Origin of the sequence: Irregularibacter muris, from assembly GCF_024622505.1 — a bacterium.
GTDB classification, from domain to species: domain Bacteria; phylum Bacillota; class Clostridia; order Eubacteriales; family Garciellaceae; genus Irregularibacter; species Irregularibacter muris.
On record NZ_JANKAS010000012.1, the window covers coordinates 88,443 to 106,641 of the forward strand.

Consider the following 18,199-nt stretch of genomic DNA (forward strand, 5'->3'; position numbering starts at 1 on the left):
CATCATGTTTATGGATAAACTGATTGAAAAAATTATGGAGAAAAATAATCCCATAGTGGTGGGACTAGATCCCCAAACCTATCTCATTCCTCAATGTATAATTGATCAATATAGCAAAGAAGAAGAGCCCATGGGGGAAATATTTTGGCAGTTTAATAAGGCTGTCATTGATGCCATAGGACAAAGAGTTCCTGCAGTAAAATTGCAAATTGCGTTCTATGAGCAATGGGGAATTGAAGGATTAAAAGCCTATCAAAAAACCATCCGCTATGCAGAAGAAAAAGGGTTAATGGTCATTGGGGATATCAAACGGGGAGATGTTTTCTCTACTGCCCAAGCTTATGCCAGTGCCCATTTAAAGGGACCCTTTGAATGTCATGCTGTTACGGTCAATCCCTTTATGGGAAGGGATTCTATAGAGCCTTTTCTGTCCTTATGCAAAAGTAAGGAGAAGGGAATCTTTGCTTTAGTCAAAACCTCTAATCCCTCTTCGGGGGAGATACAGAATCTAGTGGCTGACCATAAACCCATCTATAGACATCTTGCCCAAAGGGTGGAGAAATGGGGACAAGATACTTTAGGGAAATATGGCTATAGTGCAGTGGGAGCCGTAGTAGCGGCCACTTACCCTAAAGAGGCCAAAGAACTGAGGGAGGAAATGCCCAACACCTTCTTTTTAGTGCCAGGCTATGGAGCCCAAGGTGGTAGAGCAGAGGACATTATTCATTCCTTTGATGATAGAGGATTAGGAGCAATAGTAAATTCTTCCCGGGGAATATTGGGGGCTTATATGCAACACAAGGGAAAAGAGGTTACTTTGGAGGAATTTCAGCAGTCTGTCATCACAGCTACAGAAAAAATGAAAAAAGAACTATTGCAGGCCCTGAAAGAAAACAACAAGTATCAGGTCTATACAGAAGAGGAGCATCAAAAAATTTAGTATAAATTAGGTTTATTGACTTACTGGGACTCACCAATATAAAAATCAAGGAAGTGAGATAATGGAAGAATGGTTAAGGGTGAAAAGTCATAGGCAAATAGGAAATAAGATATTTTGTATGGCGATGGAATCCTCAAAAATTAGTCAAATGGCACATAGTGGCCAATTTATCCATCTACTCTGTGGAAAGGAATATGGTGCTCTTTTAAGACGTCCCTTTAGTTTATCTTCTATTGATAAGAAAAAACAAGAAATTTCTATTATTTATAGGGTACAGGGGAAGGGCACCCAAAGTCTTTGCCGCATGGAAGAAGGAGACAAAATCCATGCTCTAGGTCCCCTAGGACAGGGCTTTTTTCTTAATCCCACCTACAAAAATATAGCTGTAGTAGGAGGAGGAATGGGCATAGCCCCCTTGATGGAAATCATTAAATATTATGGCGGGAGAGCTAGGGTCTATCTAGGGTTCGGGGAACAACCTATAGAGATAGAGGAAATAAAAAAATATACTGGAGAAATCTCTATCACTGTGGAAAAGGGAAATTTGGGGAAAAAGGGTTTTGTTACAGCGGGATTGGCAGAACAATGGAAGGAAAAACCCCCAGAAATAGTATATAGCTGTGGACCTAGGTCAATGATGAAGGAGGTAGCAAGTATTTGTGAGAAACTGGATATTTCCTGTCAGGTGTCCATGGAAGAAAGAATGGGATGTGGCGTTGGAGCCTGCCTAGTGTGCAGCTGTAAAACCAAGAAAAAAGACCAAAAAAACCTGTATTCTAGAGTATGCAAGGAGGGGCCAGTGTATTGGAGGGAGGAGGTGATATGGGATGAATAATCTGGATTTAGGGGTAAAAATTGGTCAATTGGAATTAAAAAATCCACTGATCACGGCCTCGGGTACCTTCGGCTTTGGGAAAGAGTATGGGCAATATTATGACATCCATAGCCTAGGAGCCATGACCACCAAGGGAATTACCCTACAGCCAAGGGAAGGAAATCCTCCTCCTAGAATTGTAGAAACATCAGCGGGCATTATTAATAGTGTAGGGTTAGAAAATCCAGGAATAAATGCATTTATAAGAGAGGAGATCCCTCACCTACAAAAGCTAAAAGTTCCTGTAATGATAAATATATCAGGCAATAAAATAGAGGATTATGCACTTTTGGCCCAAAAGCTTGGAAAGTATGACATAGATGCATTAGAGGTCAATGTCTCCTGTCCTAACGTAAAACAAGGGGGAATGAATTTTGGTACTCAACCCCAAAGTGTATATGAGATTACCAAGACCGTAAGGGAAAACTGGGACAAAACCTTGATCATCAAGCTAACTCCTAATGTGACGAATATTGGTGAAATTGCATTGGCAGCCCAAGAAGCAAAGGCAGATGCTTTATCTTTGATCAACACGGTAGTAGCCATGGATATTGATATTCATAGACAAAGAGCGGTGTTAGGCAATAGAATAGGTGGTTTATCCGGTCCTGCTATTTTACCTATAGCCCTAGCCATGGTGTATCAAGTGGCTCAACAAGTGGATATTCCCCTTATTGGTATGGGGGGCATTCTGTCGGGAGAGGATGCCCTTAAGTTCTTGCTAGCAGGAGCATCAGCAGTGGCCATTGGGACAGCCAATTTTATCAATCCATTATCTCCTTTAAATATCCTAGAGGAAATTGAGGATTATATGAGAACCAACGGATACCAATCCTTAAGAGAAATTATAGGACAATTAAAATAGAAGGGAAGGATGAAAATGTCACAGGAAAAGTTAGCCCTATTAAAAGAAAAAAAGGCAGTATTGGAGGGGCACTTTATATTGACCTCGGGACGACATGCCCGTACCTATATTCAATGTGCCAGAATATTGCAAGACCCCAAAGCGACCACACAATTGATTGGTGAATTATTAAAGCAAATGGAGTATCTTGACATTGATTTAGTTATTGGGCCGGCTACCGGGGGAATCATTTTAGCCTATGAAGCGGCGAGACAATTAGAAGTGGATGCAATTTTTTCTGAGCGGGAAAAGGGAGAAATGGTTTTGCGAAGGGGATTTGAAATTCCCCAAGGGGCTAGGGTGCTGGTGATGGAGGATGTAGTCACTACAGGGGGCTCTGTCATGGAGGTCATCCGTCAGGTAGAGAAAAGTGGTGGACAGGTGGTAGCCGTGGGATTACTGGCTGATCGTACAGGGGGAAAAGTAGATTTTAAAGTACCTACCTATAGAGTGTTTTCCAAGGAGATTAAATCCTATGAACCAGAGAAATGTCCCCTTTGTCAAAGAGGTATAGCTGCAATAAGACCGGGGAGTAGAGCTCTAAAGTAAACCAAGCATAAAAAACACCCTTTCCTATAGCAGGAAAAATATCGATACTCCCATAGGAGGGGTGTTAAAAATGCCGCACTGGGCTAGAAGGTTTGTTTACTTTATTATTTTATGACCAATATAGGCTGTTTCACTCCATTTAATACTTTATGGGTGACACTACCAATAAAGAGTTGATGGACTTTACCAGCGGTGAGGCCTTGAGAACCCATAATGACTAGATCTATTTCATCATTTTTGCTTTCTAAATAATCAATAATGGCAAAGGCAGGTTTTCCCTCTAAAATTACTGTAGAAACCTTGTTTGCATCCAGTTCTGAGAAAACATCTAACCCTCGATCTAGTATTTCTTGGGCATGATTAGTGAGTTCCTGTCCCCTTAGAATCATTGTATTTGCGATACTTTCATATTGACCTAATTGATATTGGTGCAAAATATTCATTTCATAATCAGATACATATAATGCAGGTCTAACATGCAATAGGATAACATTAGAATCAAAGGACTGGGCAATTTCTTTCCCTTTCTCTAAAGCCCTCATAGAACCATCTGAACCATCAATAGGAATAAGAATATTTTTCACGACAAATCCCCCTTTACTTATTTGGTGTACAGAAATTTTAGGAACGAAAGAAATGATAGAACATGTTTTTCTTCTTCTTTTATCATTATATTAAATACCCCAATAAAAACAGATAAATCTATAAGTAAAAATAAAAATGCAACCTAAGATTTCTTAGTACAAGAAGCATTACTACTCCTCTTCTCCAATACAGAGTATGAAATAAGGCTTTAAGAGTTGTGAGAACCCCTATATCCTAGAAATAATATAACTAAGGATATGGGGTTTTATTGATTTATTTTTTCCGATGTGTTTGGAGAAACAATCTGCATTAAAACAGAGTTGAGTTATAATTTAAACTATTCTGAAAAGTTTCAATCGATTACATGGAGAAATAGCTAATCAACCTATTGACAGGGGTTGTAGATTCATCTATTATAGTAATAATATATTTGGAGTATTCAGAAAATTCGGAATGGAGGGAAAGAGATGGAACCATTAAGTGTTCAAGAAGAAGTTTGTATAGAAGAAAAAATACTTATAGAAGAAAAGGCCATGATTAAGGACTATGAAAGACAACCGGTTCCTGAAGGTGAAAGACAGGGATGGTTTACTCTAGGTTTGGTATGGATAGGAGGAGTTATCTCTTTATCAGCTACAGCCCTAGGAGGTGCCTTAGGAGGAGGGATGTCCTTAAATCAAGCCATCATCAGTACCCTTATAGGATCCTTTATTTTGGCTATTCTCAGTAGCATTTGTTGTATAGTAGGGGCACGAACAGGATTAGCCATGTCTTTAGTGTCCTCCTATTCTTTAGGGAAAAAAGGAGCCATGGGGGTATCTATTGTCACATCCGTTGCTTTATTCGGGTGGTTTGGTGTACAGCTAGATCTCTTTGGAGATACCTTAGCCCAGGTAATTTACAATGTTTTGGGACTTTCTGTAAGCCCTGACATAATGATTGTTTTTGGGGGAGTCCTTATGACCTTAACGGCTATGTTTGGCTACAAGGCTATAGAAAAACTTAGTGTGGCTGCTGTCCCTCTATTGGCTATCTTATTATTTGGTTCTTTGTATATCATTCTCAAGGATTTTACATTCACACAATTAATGAATGCACCTGTGGTAGGAACACCTATTCCTTTAGGGTCTGCTATATCTATGGTTATTGGTTCTTTAGCGGTTGGGGTTATTATAGGACCGGACTATTCTCGGTATGCCCGCACCACTAAGGATGCTATTTTATCTTCTACCTTTGGATATTTCATAGGAACTGTAGTGGTATTAGGCATTTCTGCTATCCTGGCTAAAGCTACTGGTGAAAGTGATATTATCTCTATTTTAATAGGAATTGGTTGGGGAACAGGGGCAATGGTGGTACTCATTTTAGCCCAATGGACTACCAATAATACCAATATTTATTCCGCATCTTTGAATTTTTCTATTTTGTTTAAAAAGATTCCTAAATATGTATTGACTTTGGGAGCAGGAGTTATCGGTACTGGCTTAGCTATTGCAGGAATTTATGATAATTTTATATCCTTTTTAAGCTTTTTAAGTGTACTCATTCCTCCAGTAGGAGGACTATATGCAGCAGATTATTTTATGAATCAAAAAGACTATACCTTTGATAATATGGATAGGATTAAAGAAGTTCGATGGCCCAGTTTGATTAACTGGGGAATTTCCTCAGCGGTAGCATTTTTGACGACGGCACCTCCCACAGGAATGGGGATTTTTACAATCACAGGGGCATCGGGATTGGATTCTTTTGTGGTAGCCTTCGTCATTCAAATAGGGATTAATAAATTTTGGCATAAGAATTCGATACTAGAGGAGGAAAAATAATGCGTTTGATAGGAAAGGAAGAAATAGAAAATATAGCCATTGGAGCTGCACTATTAGGCACAGGAGGAGGGGGTGACCCCTATATCGGAAAGCTTATGGCCCTACAAGCTGTAGAGGAATATGGCCCCATTCAGCTATTAGATATTGATGAAATCCATGATGAGGATATCATTGTTCCTTCGGCAATGATGGGAGCACCCACGGTCATGGTAGAAAAGATTCCCAGTGGGAAGGAGGCCTTGGCCTCCTTTAAAGCCCTAGAAAAAATATTGGGGAAAAAAATTAAAGCGACCATGCCCATTGAAGCTGGTGGAGTTAACTCTCTATTGCCATTAGCTCTTGCAGCAGAATGTGGGTTGCCAGTAGTGGACGTCGATGGTATGGGGAGAGCTTTTCCCGAATTACAAATGGTTACCTTTTATATCAATGGGGTGCAATCTACCCCCATGGTATTATCCGATGAAAAGGGAAATAGCATTGTCTTGGAAACTATAGATGGATTGTGGGCAGAAAAAATAGCTCGGTCAGCTACGGTGACCATGGGGGGATCGGTTATGCTGGCTATTTACCCCATGAATGGATTACAGGTAAAGACTTCTGCCGTAAGAGGTTCTCTCTCCCTAGAACAGAAAATAGGAGAAATTATTACAAAGGGAAGAGCCACCAACATCAATCCTATTGCAGAACTATTGGAGTTGTTACGGGGCTATCAGCTATTTAGCGGGAAAGTTGTAGATATAGAACGAAAGACCCAAGGAGGGTTTGCCCGGGGAGAAGCGAGCATCCAAGGTTTAGACGAGTATAGTGGTAAGCAGTGTAAGTTGAAATTCCAAAATGAGCATTTAATTGCAGAATCCCAAGGAGAATTATTATGTGTAACTCCAGACCTCATTACTGTATTGGATGCTGAAACAGGTATTCCTATCACTACTGAGGGGATACGTTATGGAGCCCGATGTGTGGTTATAGGTATTCCCTGTGATCCTATGTGGCGCACCGAAAAAGGTATTGAGCTAGTTGGACCAAGATATTTTAAATATGATACAGATTATATCCCAGTGGAAGAACTGCAGAAGCAAAGGAGGGCGCAATGTGAATAGCTATAGAATAGGAATTGATGTAGGGGGCACAAATACTGATGCTGTATTGTTGGATCAAAATGCCAAGATCATTCATTCATTAAAAACTCCTACCACGAAGGATGTCAGCACTGGAATTTATAAGGCTATTGATAGATTATTAAAAGAAACCCATGTAGATAAGGGGAAAATTGACTATGCCATGTTGGGCACTACCCATTGTACCAATGCCATTGTAGAGCGTAAGGGTTTAAATAAAATAGCCATCATTAGAATAGGAGCACCAGCAACCCTAGCAATAAAACCCTTGGCGGGTATCCCGGAAGATTTAAAGCAAGTGATGGGAGAACATGTCTATCTTGTAGAGGGTGGTCATGAATTTGATGGCAATGAGATTGTTGCATTGGATCAAAAAGAATTATATAGGATTGCCCACCAACTAAAGGGAAAAGTGGACTCTATAGCCATTACCTCTGTATTTTCTCCCGTTTCTAAGGAACATGAAATTAGGTCAGAGGAAATCATGAAAGAAGTTTTGGGAGAGGATGTGCATGTATCTTTATCCAATGAAATAGGAAGTATTGGACTTTTAGAAAGGGAAAATGCTACCATATTAAATGCCTGTGTTATCAATGTGGCCAAAAGCACTGCAGAGGGCTTTGTCAACGCTCTAAAGGAGGAAAATATTGATGCTAAAGTGTTCTTCTGTCAAAATGATGGGACTTTAATGTCCATTGAATACACTATGAAGTATCCTATATTTACCATTGCCTGCGGTCCCACCAATAGTCTGCGGGGAGCTTCTTATTTAGGGGAAAGACAAAATGCCATCACTGTTGACGTAGGAGGAACTACAACAGATGTAGGCATATTGTTTAAAGGATTTCCTAGGGAATCTAGTTTAGCAGTAGAGATCGGTGGGGTGCGTACCAATTTTAGGATGCCTGACATCACCTCTGTTGGATTGGGAGGAGGAACCATCATCCACCTAGACCAAGACAATGGGGAGTATAAAATAGGTCCTGAGAGTGTAGGTTATGAAATCAGCCATAGGGCATTGGTGTTTGGAGGAGATGTCCTTACCGCAACAGATGTAGCTGTGGCTGTGGGAGTAGCCGATGTAGGGGATAAAGCATTAGTACAGCATCTAGACAAAAACCTAATGAAAAAGATCTACAATAGTTATGTAGAAATGGTAGAAGTGGAAATAGATAAAATCAAAACCAGCGCTGAACCAGTTCCCGTCATTTTAGTGGGAGGAGGAAGTGTTTTATTACCTGGGCAATTAAAGGGAGCTGCTCAAGTGATTAAACACGAAAATGGGGGAGTAGCTAATGCTATAGGCGCGGCAATAGCCCAAGCCAGTGGACAGATTGAGAAGGTATTCTCCCTAGACGAGTTAGGCAGAGAACAAACTCTAGAATTAGCCAAAAAATTGGCGGTGGAGGAGGCTATCCAGGCAGGGGCTAATCCTGATGCCATTGAGATTGTCCATATAGAAGATGTACCCTTAGCCTATATTCCAGGCAACGCAACAAAAATTTCTGTAAAAGCTGCAGGAAGTTTGATTTAATAACTACCATTGATAATGCACAAGAGGCTGTGATTCGGGAATTAGTGGATTATATGAAGACTTTGAATGATGTACAATAAGCTTAAGATATAAGTAGACACCTTTGATAGATGAACGGAATAAGCCATCTTAATACCCAAATAAGAGAAAGGCATCCTATATTCTAAGGGCTCTCCTTAGAATATAGGATGCTTTTTTAGTTGAAATATTGAATTGCTAACCTTTAGGAAGGAATTTTGAGAAGTTTGTAGAACTATGTAACCAGTTGAAAATCCATATTTAATTATAGGAGCATTGATAAATATAGGGGGGGAGTGACTTTCTATGCTACGAAGGGCGGCTAAGTCTGTTCAGAAAATAGCAGAGGCTATTGCTGCTACAGCAAATTGTAACGTTACCATTATTGATTCTAATCTAGTTCGAATAGCAGGGACTGGACCTTATCAGGAAAAAATAAAAGATTATACCCCGGAAGGATCGGCCTTTATTAAAGTTCTTCAGAATAAAAAAACCATAGTTATTGAAGAACCAGGAGAAGAACAAACCTGCTTTGATTGTAGTGAGAGGAATCATTGTATAGAAACCTATGAAATCTGTTCGCCAATTATATGGAATGGGGAAGTAATGGGGGTTATAGGGATCTGTGCTTTTGATGAAGAGCAAAAAAGGTATCTGCAGGAGAGAAAAGAACAATTTTTAAATTTTTTAGGAAAGATGTCCCAGCTTTTAGCAAGCAAGGTAGGGGAAATCATTTTGTTTGAAGAAATAGAAACACGAAATAGAGAATTAGATGCGGTCATACAAAATGTAAATCAAGGGGTTATCTGCATCGATGCTCAAGGAAGGATAACTCATATCAATGAAAAAGCTATAGATTTATTAGATCTTAATCATTGTATTCATGATATAAAAAACACCTCTATTAATAGTATTTGGGATAATCCGCTTATTCTAAAAGCCATTGAGGACAGAACAGATTATTTTGATCAAGAAGAATATTATGAAAGACAAGGATATAAAAAAGGTTTTCTGACGACAGCAAAAATTATCTATAAGGAGGGCAATATTGCAGGAGTTGTCAGTACCTTTACAGATTTAGATAATATTCAAAAATCAGCTTTTAGATTAAGGGAAAAAAATACTGACTTTACTTTCAATACTCTAATTGGTGTTAGTGATGCCTTGATGCAAGTAAAAAACAGGGCAATAAAAGTTGCAAATTTTGATTCCACCGTATTAATCGTGGGAGAGAGCGGGACAGGTAAGGAAGTTTTTGCACGGGCTATCCATAATGCTAGCCCAAGGGCGGAATACCCCTTTGTCAGTATTAACTGCAGCGCAATACCTGAGTCTTTATTAGAAAGTGAATTATTCGGCTATGAACCTGGGGCCTTTACTGGGGCTAACAAAAAAGGAAAAATTGGAAAAATGGAATTGGCCAACAAAGGGACTTTCTTTCTAGATGAAATAGGAGATATGCCTTTATTTTTACAAGCGAAATTACTGAGAGTTTTACAAGAAAAAAGAGTAACCAAGATAGGGGGGCTAAAGTCTCAAAAATTAGACATCCGGATTATTGCTGCCACAAATAAAAATTTGGAAGAGCTTATTGAAAAAAGAATGTTTAGAGAAGATTTATATTATCGTTTAAATGTAATTCCACTATCTTTACCTTCCCTTGACAAAAGACCAGAAGATGTTTTAGTTTTGGCAGAATATTTTTTAAGACTCTATAATAAAAGATTTAAGAAAAGTATAAAGGGATTTACTGAGGAAGCAAAGGATTTCCTATTGAAATACTCTTGGCCGGGTAATGTGAGGGAATTAGAAAACATTATAGAATATGGGATAAATTTTGCAGAAGGGGAGCTAATTCAATTAGGGGATATTCGGGATAGATTTAGGGCCTTTTCCTATAATCAAACAAAATCTCTTAAGGAAAGGGTAAAAGAATATGAAAGGGAAACCATTGAGAAATACTTAGAACGTTATGGATGGTCAGATGAAGGAAAGGAAAAGGCTGCAAAGGATTTAGGAATAAGCAGAGCAACACTATATAGAAAACTATCTCAATATTGAGATGGGTTTCTCATTTTTGATAAAACAAGAACATTAGTTTTAAATGAAGAACTCCAAAACCCCCTGAATAAGCAGGATGAGAAAAATTAAAAAACTGGCACGGGAATTGCAGTATCTCTATAGTGAATGCCTAAAAATTTCACTATATTCGGAGGAGGTATTATAGCATGAATACGGAAGAAATCGTCAATCTATTAAAAGAAGAAGTGGTTCCTGCTATAGGTTGTACTGAACCAGTTGCTATTGCTTTAGCATCTGCCTATGCCCATCATTCTTTAGAGGGGAAAATAAAAAGAATAAAACTAAGTCTTAGTTCAAATGTATATAAAAATGCAAAAGCAGTGGGGATACCTGGTACCCATCATACGGGAATAGAAACCGCTTTAGCTCTAGGTATTTGTATTCAAGAGCCCGCTTTTGATCTTACCATTTTATCTCCATTAACCGATGAAGATATCGAGATGGCCATGAACCTACAAAGAGAAGTCCCTATAGAGGTGGAAATATTGTATGATTCTCCCAGTGTCTATATAGAGGTGGGAATCACTACGGATAGGGAGGATAGCAAGGCAATCATTGCAGAACGTCATACCAACTTAGTGTTTTTAGAAAGATCTAGTCAAGTCATTATAGATAGAAAAAGCAATACAAAGAGAAATATGAAGAATAGCAAATCCTTAGCAAAATATCCATTAAAAGAATTAATAGGTAAAATTTTGGAAGCCCCCTATTCTTCTTTAGAGTTTCTTTTAGAAGGAATCAGCCTAAATATGACCATGGCAGAGGCAGGCTTAAAAATGGAGAAAGGAATGAATCTAGGGAAGTCATGGGAAAAGATTGTAGAGAAAGGATTCTGGGGAAAGGATTTAAATAGCAAAATTACCCTATATACTTCTGCGGCATGTGATGCCCGCATGGCAGGAGTAAGACTCCCGGTAATGAGTAGCTCAGGGAGTGGCAATAATGGGATAATCTCCATCATCCCTATATCTATCGTGGCAGAGCATTTAAAAAGTGGGAAGGAAAAAGTTGTTCAAGCTCTGGCCATTAGTCATATGGTAAATACCTATATCAAAGAATATATTGGAAGATTGTCTCCCATCTGTGGTTGCGGGGTATCTGCAGGTGCTGGTGCAGGGGCAGGAATTGTTCATCTTTTGGAAGGGGGAATGGAAGATATAGAGAGAGCAATCATTAACGTTATTTCAGGATTAGCTGGAATGATTTGTGATGGTGGGAAGGTAGGGTGTGCATTAAAATTAAGTGCAAGTGCTGGTATGGCATGGCAAGGTGCACTTCTAGCAAAAGAGGGGGTGAAGGTACCTGAAGGAAATGGAATAGTGGCTAGCAGCTTACAAAAGACCTTAGAAAATCTAGGTAAAATAAGTCAAGAAGGAATGTTCAATGTAGACAAGAGTGTGATATCAGCGATGTATAATTAAAAATGAAGAGTTCAAAATTGGAGGGGAAAAAATGTCACAAAATATTACAACACAAGAGGCAAGAGAACAAGTAGTTTTGGGAGTTCAGAGGACCGCAATGTTATATCAATCTTTTGCAGAAACTCTTTTGAAAAAATTTGGAAGGGAAGAGGCAGAAAAATTAATATTAGAAGCTATTCATGATTTTGGTAAGTCCTGTGGTGAAAGAGTACAAAAAGGAGTAAAAGAAAAAAATCTGGAATGTACATTGACAAACTATTTTCAAATACCAGATTTACCAAAGTTAGGATGGGATCTTATTAGTGAGACAGTGGAAAAAGATAAGGAATTAAAAGTGGATGTTTCCTATTGTCCTTTGGCAGAGCAATGGTTACAAGATATGGATCCAAAGCTAGCTAGACTTTATTGCTATGTGGATCAAGCAAAATTTAGCAGTTATAATCCAGATATTCAATGTACTCATACAAACAACATGTTGGATGGGGACGAAAAATGTACACTTCTTATTCAGAAGATAAAATAAAAATAAGTATATAGTTATTTATATGAAAACGGGGAGGAATATAGGATGAGTGCAAATAATGCATCTCCATTGATAAGGGAATTTAATATGCCAAAGGCAAATGTTTTTAAAAAAATGTCTTATATTATGTCTTTTGTGGGGGCTGGCTCAATTCTGATGTCTGCAGCAATGGGACCAGGAACATTATCTTCAGTTTTAACAGCAGGTGCAAACTATGGTTATATGCTTTTATGGGTAGTGGTATTAAGTGGGGTAATGAATGGAATGGTTGCCTATATTGGTGGAAAAGTCGCCTGCTTATCAGGAAAAAATGTGTATGAATACTTAGGGGAAAAAATAAACCCTACCTTTTCAAAAGTATTGTTGGGAGTAGTTTTATGTACTTGGTTTATGGTTATTTTTTCTCAAGGATCGGCCATGTTAAATTTAGTACAATTTACCATTGGATCTACTGGTCCAATATCTATTGTTGCTTTTATTTTAATAGAACTTTTAGCAGGGTATGTATTTACCCAGGGGAAAAACAGTGCATTAAAAATTGCGTCTATTATGGTAACGGTTACATCTATTTTGTATTTAATTAATTTAATTATTATTAAACCAGAAGCCAGCGCTATAGTAGGAGGGATGGTACCTAAACTTCCCCCTTTAGCCCAGGCAGGTATTATAGCAGGAATCATTGGAGGATCAGCCCCTGGAACATCTGCTGCATGGTATTCCTATGGAGTAAAGGATAACAACTGGACAAGCCCTAAAAATTTAAAGTTTATCGCTTGGGACCAAGTTTATTTTGCACTTCTCTTTACGATCTTTAGTGTGGGGGCTTATATCTCTGCAGCTGCTGTGTTAAACCCTGCAGGCATAGCTGTAAACAACTCTTTAGATGCAGCTATAGCCCTTGAGCCTATTGTAGGTTCAGCTGCAAAGTGGATTTTTGCAGCAGGATTTTTCGGAGCCCTCTTCACCACCATTGGAGGCATGTCAAGTCTTGCTTCCCAAGGGATAAGTACTCTTTTCAATATTGAAGGGGATAGTTTGAATAACACAAAAGTTAAAAAAATTATTTGGGTAGGAATTGTAGTTTCTATATTAGGTGGGTTTGCAGCAAAATATGCCATGGGATTGCTAATTAATTTCCTTGGGTTTTTGAATATAGGGGGATTTGTTATCATCCTATTACTAACCTATTTTACAAGTAGTGAAAAACATGCAGGAGAATATAAAAATAAATGGTATACAACCTTAGTAGCTGCAGTTATTGTTTTATTTAATCTCTATGCAGTGATTACCTATATAACAAAGTTTATAGGCTAAATAAAGTAAATTGTATAGTCTGTTTGACTATACAATTTACTCATATATACTTTTAAAAACGGGGGGATTTCAATGGAATTGCATGGCAAGGTAGCCTTGATAACAGGATCTAGTTCAGGGATAGGAGAAGTGATAGCAAAAAAGTTTTTAAGCCAAGGAGCGTCGGTATTTGGCTGTGGACTAGAAGAGAGTTCTACCATCAAAAATGAAAACTATGAGTACAAGAAAGCGGATCTAACTCTATTTTCCCAGGCACAAAACGTAGTTGAAGAGTGTATGAAAAGATTTGATCAATTAGATATTGTGGTAAACTGTGCTGGAATTACTGGAGTGGGAACTATAGAGAACACCAATGCTGAGGAATTTGAAAGACAATTCAAAGTCAATGTCTTCGCAGTATATAATGTTTGTAAGGCGGCAGTACCAGAGCTTAACAAGTCAAAAGGGGCAGCGATTATTAATATTGCTTCTGAACTTGGGGTAAAAGCCATCCCCGAGAGAATCGCCTATTGCCCATCAAAAGCCGCTGTGGTTATGTTTACAAAGTGTCTAGCTATAGAATGTGGTCCTCATATTCGAGTAAATGGGATATTGCCAGCTTTGACAGAAACACCTATGACCAAAGCAAGGTTTGAACAGGCAGAAAATCCAGAGGAATTTAGAGAAAGAATGAATTCTAGATATATCTTAAAAAGAATGTGTCAGTCAGAAGATATTGCGGAGGGAGCTCTTTTCTTAGCTTCCCAAAGAAGCTCATATATTACAGGGGATATGTTGGCCATATGTGGTGGAGGACATATTTATACTTTTCCTGATTAAAAAATAAAAATATTATAGAGAAAAGAAATACAAGCCAATAATCTCCTAAAATGGATGAAGGGATGAATTGAATAATGAAAATAGGTGAAATAAATAGAACAATAGAGACCGATGTTTTAGTTGTTGGAGGTTCCGGCGCCGGTGTCACAGCTGCTATTGGGGCAAAAAGATCTGGTGCTAAGGTGTTATTAGTTTCAAAAGGAAAGGTAGGATATAGTGGTAACGCTATTATGGCCGGCGGTGGCTTTTCAGTAGATGGAGAAAGTGCGTACCATGTATGCGGGAAAGAAAATGCCGATCCTAGCTTTACTAAGGATATTTTATTTGAAAATATTGTTAAAGAATCCTACTTTATGAGTGATCAAAATATGGTGGAACAATATGTAGAAGAGAGTCCTGAAATTGTTCATGAATTACTCCAGTGGGGAGAAAAAGCGGGGCAATCCTTTCTGTTTTCACCCCCTTCTACATGGATATCCGCTGGAATTTCTTGGACCAAAGCCTTGAAACAGGGATTAAAGGAAAATCCAGAAATTGAAGTTTTAGAGGATGTTATGGTGGTGGAATTATTGGTTAAAGATGGTCAAGCCAATGGCGCCATTGGAATAGATATTTATACAGGTGAAATTATTCAGTTTGAAGCCAAAGCTGTAGTCTTGGGAACGGGAGGTTTTCAACCATGTACCTTGAAAAATACAGTGACGGATATGACCGGGGACGGAATAGGAATGGCCTATAGAGCAGGGGTCAAGCTAGCAGATATGGAATTTTTGCTGGCCTTTGCAACGGCATTGTACCCTAATGAAATGAAAGGTTCCATATATCCCTTTGTCATGGAATTTAACATGAGGGATGTAAAATATGATGTAAGGGATGCAAAGGGAGAGGCAATAGATATCCCTGAGGAAATCATTAAATTATCCAGAGGGAAAAAATTAAGTAAACTTGTCAGTATGTATTATTGGGGCAAGGCCATACAAGAAGGGCGAGGGACTAAAAATGATGGTGTATATTTAGACTATAGGGACAATGACAAAGATATATTGATCCAATCTTTGGAAAATTTCTTTGAACGTTTTTCTGCTTGGCATAAACATGGATATTATAAAGGGGAAGATATGTCCATAGTGAAGGAAAAAATGTTGAAAGATGGGTTAATAGAAGTAGGCCTTGGCTATGAATATAGTATGGGTGGCATACTTGTGGATGAAAAGATGAAGACCGATGTTCTAGGGTTATATGCTGCTGGTGAGGTAACTAGCGGTGTCTTTGGTGCCAATAGGGTACGAGATGGGCTAACAGAGATGCTTTGTCAAGGGTATAGAGCTGGACTCAGTGCCGCTGAATTTGCTCAAGATACCCAAGGTTTGGGTATTGATATTTCTTATAGAGATACTGTATTGGAAAGAATTACTCGACCTTTTAAAGCAGAGAAAGGGATTAGCTCCATTCATGTTCATCAAGACATTGAAAAAGTATGTGATGAAGGCTTTGGTATGATAAGAAATGAAGCAGGATTGTTAAAAGCCCTAAAAGAGCTAGAGCGTATTAGAGAAGAGGGGTTACCGAATATTTATTTTAAAGAAAAGTCTCCTAGCTATAACTATGAATGGATAGATTATTTACAAGTAGAAAACTTACTCATCTGTGCAGAAGCAGCGATTAAAGCGGCATTGATGAGAAAAGAAAGTCGAGGATGCCATATTCGAAGCGATTACCCAGAAATTAATCATGATCATTATATGTATAGGATAATTTCTAAAAATAATAATGGAAAAATGGAATTGGAAACGAGAAAGCCTATTGTAACAAAGATCCCCTTACCAACAGGGAAAAAAGAAAATGTCATTGAATATTTCCTAGACAAAGACTTGCAGTATAAAGGCTAAACATTTCCTATTACTATATTCGGGGGTGAAGATAAATGAAAGTTAAAATATATCGGTTTGATTATAATAAAGATCAAGAAGGATATTTTGATGAATTTGAAGTACCAGTACCACAAGAAGAAAATTGGACCGTCATGGATGTTTTGGATTATATCTCTTTCAATATGGATAGTTCCATTCGTTATTATAAGCACAGTGTATGCAACCATGGAATTTGTGGAAGATGCACATTAAAGGTGAACGGCAGGGTAAAGATGGCATGTATATGTGTAGCGAATGAATATGATAAACTTATTTTAGAACCTATGCCTAATCGCAAGATAATTAAAGACTTGGTGACACAAAAAGGATAAGGAGTTGTTTTAATGGAAATTAAAGAGCTAGCAGAGAAGTATGAGGATTATATCATTGATCTAAGACGTCATTTTCACACTTATCCTGAACTCAGCTGGCAGGAAGAAAAAACATCACAAAAGATAAAAGAAGAGCTGGATAGAATGAACATATCTTATGTTTCAGTGGCAGGGACTGGAGTGATCGCAACAATAGAAGGAGATCACCCGGGACCAGTAATAGGACTGCGAGCAGATATGGATGCATTAAATATAGTGGAAAAAAATGAAATAGAATATTGCTCTAAGAATACTGGGGTTATGCATGCCTGTGGCCATGATAGCCATGTGGCTATGCTACTGGGAGTGGCTAAAATTTTAAAAGAGGTAAGGGGAAGAATACAAGGGAGAATAAAACTAATCTTTCAACCTGCAGAGGAAATCATAGAGGGGGCAAAACAATTAGTACAATCTGGAGAACTAGAGGATCTAGATTTTATTTATGCGCTTCATTCTTGGGCCGATTTAGATAGTGGAGGAATTTCTCTAGAAGCAGGTCCTAGAATGGCTTCGGCGGATAAATTTTCAATAAAAGTTCATGGAAAGGGTGGTCATGGAGCATCTCCCCATCAAGGAATTGATGCGGCCCTAGTGGCCTCTTCCATACTCCTTAATCTACAATCCTTAGTCAGCAGGGAGATTGATCCATTAGAAGCAGTAGTAGTGAGTATAGGGAAACTAAATGCAGGGGAAAAATATAATGTCATTGCCAAGGAAGCTTATATGGAGGGAACTACTCGATGCTTCAATAAAGAAATTAGACAGCAATTGCCTATTATTCTCGAGAGAATAGCCTTCAATATAGCCAAGGCCTATAGGGCAAAAATAGATTTTCACTATGAGTTTGGAACACCACCCACCATTAATAGTGAAGCTTGCTCTCAAAAAGCTCATGAAGCAGCTATCAAATTATTTGGTGAAGAATGCATTGTTCCTATGACAAAGATAATGGGAGGGGAAGATTTTGCTATTTATTTAGAAAAAGTACCCGGAGCGTTGATTTTCTTGGGAGCTAGGGAAACAGGTAAGGAAATTACTTACCCCCATCATCATGAGAAATTTAATATTAATGAAAATGTTTTGAAAAACGGAACAGCATTATTAGCTCAAATCGTCATGGAACATTGCAATTAATAGGATATCAAACTAGCCTTTTCACCATTGGTGAAAAGGCTAGTTTTGTTTTAAAACTTTTTCTTTTTCTTTAAATTTTGATATTTTTGAAGCATTTTCCAAAAAAATTACGTATAATCAAATAAAGGCATAAAGAATCTTTGTTTTAAAAAGCAATCTGGTAATATGTCAACAACTAAATTTGAAAGTAATATAGTGAATGAATAAAAAAGGGCATAACAAATAAACCTTGAGATAAAAAGCAAAAAATCAAGGTAGAAGAAAGCTATGAATTAGG

The 18,199-nt window shown here is 38.2% G+C and carries 16 protein-coding genes; 15 read left to right on the plus strand and 1 reads right to left on the minus strand.

What is annotated here, in order from left to right; translation table 11 throughout:
- The first annotated feature begins 4 nt into the window (after positions 1-4).
- The 4 genes from pyrF (at position 5) to pyrE (ending at position 3,267) form a co-directional block, all read left to right on the plus strand.
- Entirely contained in the window at positions 5-940 is a 936-nt protein-coding gene (pyrF, locus tag NSA47_RS12180) for an orotidine-5'-phosphate decarboxylase (RefSeq protein ID WP_257532378.1), read from the plus strand.
- Positions 941-1,001: 61 nt separating this feature from the next.
- The gene (locus NSA47_RS12185) at positions 1,002-1,775 is read left to right on the plus strand and encodes a dihydroorotate dehydrogenase electron transfer subunit (RefSeq protein ID WP_257532380.1); all 774 of its coding nucleotides are present in this window, start codon (positions 1,002-1,004) and stop codon (positions 1,773-1,775) included.
- Positions 1,768-2,679, plus strand: coding sequence for a dihydroorotate dehydrogenase (locus NSA47_RS12190; protein ID WP_257532382.1), 912 nt, complete (start codon positions 1,768-1,770; stop codon positions 2,677-2,679). The genes NSA47_RS12185 and NSA47_RS12190 overlap by 8 nt, the downstream gene beginning before the upstream one ends.
- A gap of 15 nt (positions 2,680-2,694) precedes the next feature.
- The gene (pyrE, locus tag NSA47_RS12195) at positions 2,695-3,267 is read left to right on the plus strand and encodes an orotate phosphoribosyltransferase (RefSeq protein ID WP_306811168.1); all 573 of its coding nucleotides are present in this window, start codon (positions 2,695-2,697) and stop codon (positions 3,265-3,267) included.
- A gap of 104 nt (positions 3,268-3,371) precedes the next feature.
- Here the strand turns inward: pyrE and NSA47_RS12200 are convergent, their stop codons facing one another.
- Positions 3,372-3,851: a universal stress protein gene (locus NSA47_RS12200; RefSeq protein WP_257532386.1), complete on the minus strand. Its 480-nt coding sequence runs from the start codon at positions 3,849-3,851 to the stop codon at positions 3,372-3,374.
- Between the two features lie 468 nt (positions 3,852-4,319).
- Between NSA47_RS12200 and NSA47_RS12205 the strand changes: the two genes are divergently transcribed.
- The 11 genes from NSA47_RS12205 (at position 4,320) to NSA47_RS12255 (ending at position 17,922) form a co-directional block, all read left to right on the plus strand.
- Positions 4,320-5,678: a purine-cytosine permease family protein gene (locus NSA47_RS12205; RefSeq protein ID WP_257532388.1), complete on the plus strand. Its 1,359-nt coding sequence runs from the start codon at positions 4,320-4,322 to the stop codon at positions 5,676-5,678.
- The gene (locus NSA47_RS12210; protein WP_257532390.1) at positions 5,678-6,778 is read left to right on the plus strand and encodes an S-methyl thiohydantoin desulfurase family protein; all 1,101 of its coding nucleotides are present in this window, start codon (positions 5,678-5,680) and stop codon (positions 6,776-6,778) included. The genes NSA47_RS12205 and NSA47_RS12210 overlap by 1 nt, the downstream gene beginning before the upstream one ends.
- Positions 6,771-8,330, plus strand: coding sequence for a hydantoinase/oxoprolinase N-terminal domain-containing protein (locus NSA47_RS12215; RefSeq protein WP_257532392.1), 1,560 nt, complete (start codon positions 6,771-6,773; stop codon positions 8,328-8,330). The genes NSA47_RS12210 and NSA47_RS12215 overlap by 8 nt, the downstream gene beginning before the upstream one ends.
- 324 nt (positions 8,331-8,654) lie before the next feature.
- Positions 8,655-10,409, plus strand: coding sequence for a sigma 54-interacting transcriptional regulator (locus tag NSA47_RS12220; RefSeq protein ID WP_257532394.1), 1,755 nt, complete (start codon positions 8,655-8,657; stop codon positions 10,407-10,409).
- Between the two features lie 167 nt (positions 10,410-10,576).
- Positions 10,577-11,851, plus strand: a complete 1,275-nt coding sequence (locus NSA47_RS12225; protein WP_257532397.1) for an L-cysteine desulfidase family protein — start codon at positions 10,577-10,579, stop codon at positions 11,849-11,851.
- A gap of 31 nt (positions 11,852-11,882) precedes the next feature.
- Positions 11,883-12,374, plus strand: coding sequence for an L-2-amino-thiazoline-4-carboxylic acid hydrolase (locus NSA47_RS12230; protein WP_257532399.1), 492 nt, complete (start codon positions 11,883-11,885; stop codon positions 12,372-12,374).
- 45 nt (positions 12,375-12,419) lie between these two features.
- The gene (locus NSA47_RS12235; RefSeq protein WP_257532401.1) at positions 12,420-13,688 is read left to right on the plus strand and encodes an NRAMP family divalent metal transporter; all 1,269 of its coding nucleotides are present in this window, start codon (positions 12,420-12,422) and stop codon (positions 13,686-13,688) included.
- Positions 13,689-13,760: 72 nt separating this feature from the next.
- Positions 13,761-14,507: an SDR family NAD(P)-dependent oxidoreductase gene (locus tag NSA47_RS12240; RefSeq protein WP_257532403.1), complete on the plus strand. Its 747-nt coding sequence runs from the start codon at positions 13,761-13,763 to the stop codon at positions 14,505-14,507.
- A 74-nt stretch (positions 14,508-14,581) separates the two neighbouring features.
- Positions 14,582-16,396, plus strand: coding sequence for an FAD-binding protein (locus tag NSA47_RS12245; RefSeq protein WP_257532405.1), 1,815 nt, complete (start codon positions 14,582-14,584; stop codon positions 16,394-16,396).
- Between the two features lie 35 nt (positions 16,397-16,431).
- The gene (locus NSA47_RS12250) at positions 16,432-16,749 is read left to right on the plus strand and encodes a 2Fe-2S iron-sulfur cluster-binding protein (RefSeq protein WP_257532407.1); all 318 of its coding nucleotides are present in this window, start codon (positions 16,432-16,434) and stop codon (positions 16,747-16,749) included.
- 12 nt (positions 16,750-16,761) lie between these two features.
- Positions 16,762-17,922 (plus strand): amidohydrolase, encoded by a 1,161-nt coding sequence (locus NSA47_RS12255; RefSeq protein WP_257532409.1) that lies wholly within the window; start codon positions 16,762-16,764, stop codon positions 17,920-17,922.
- Positions 17,923-18,199 lie beyond the last annotated feature (277 nt).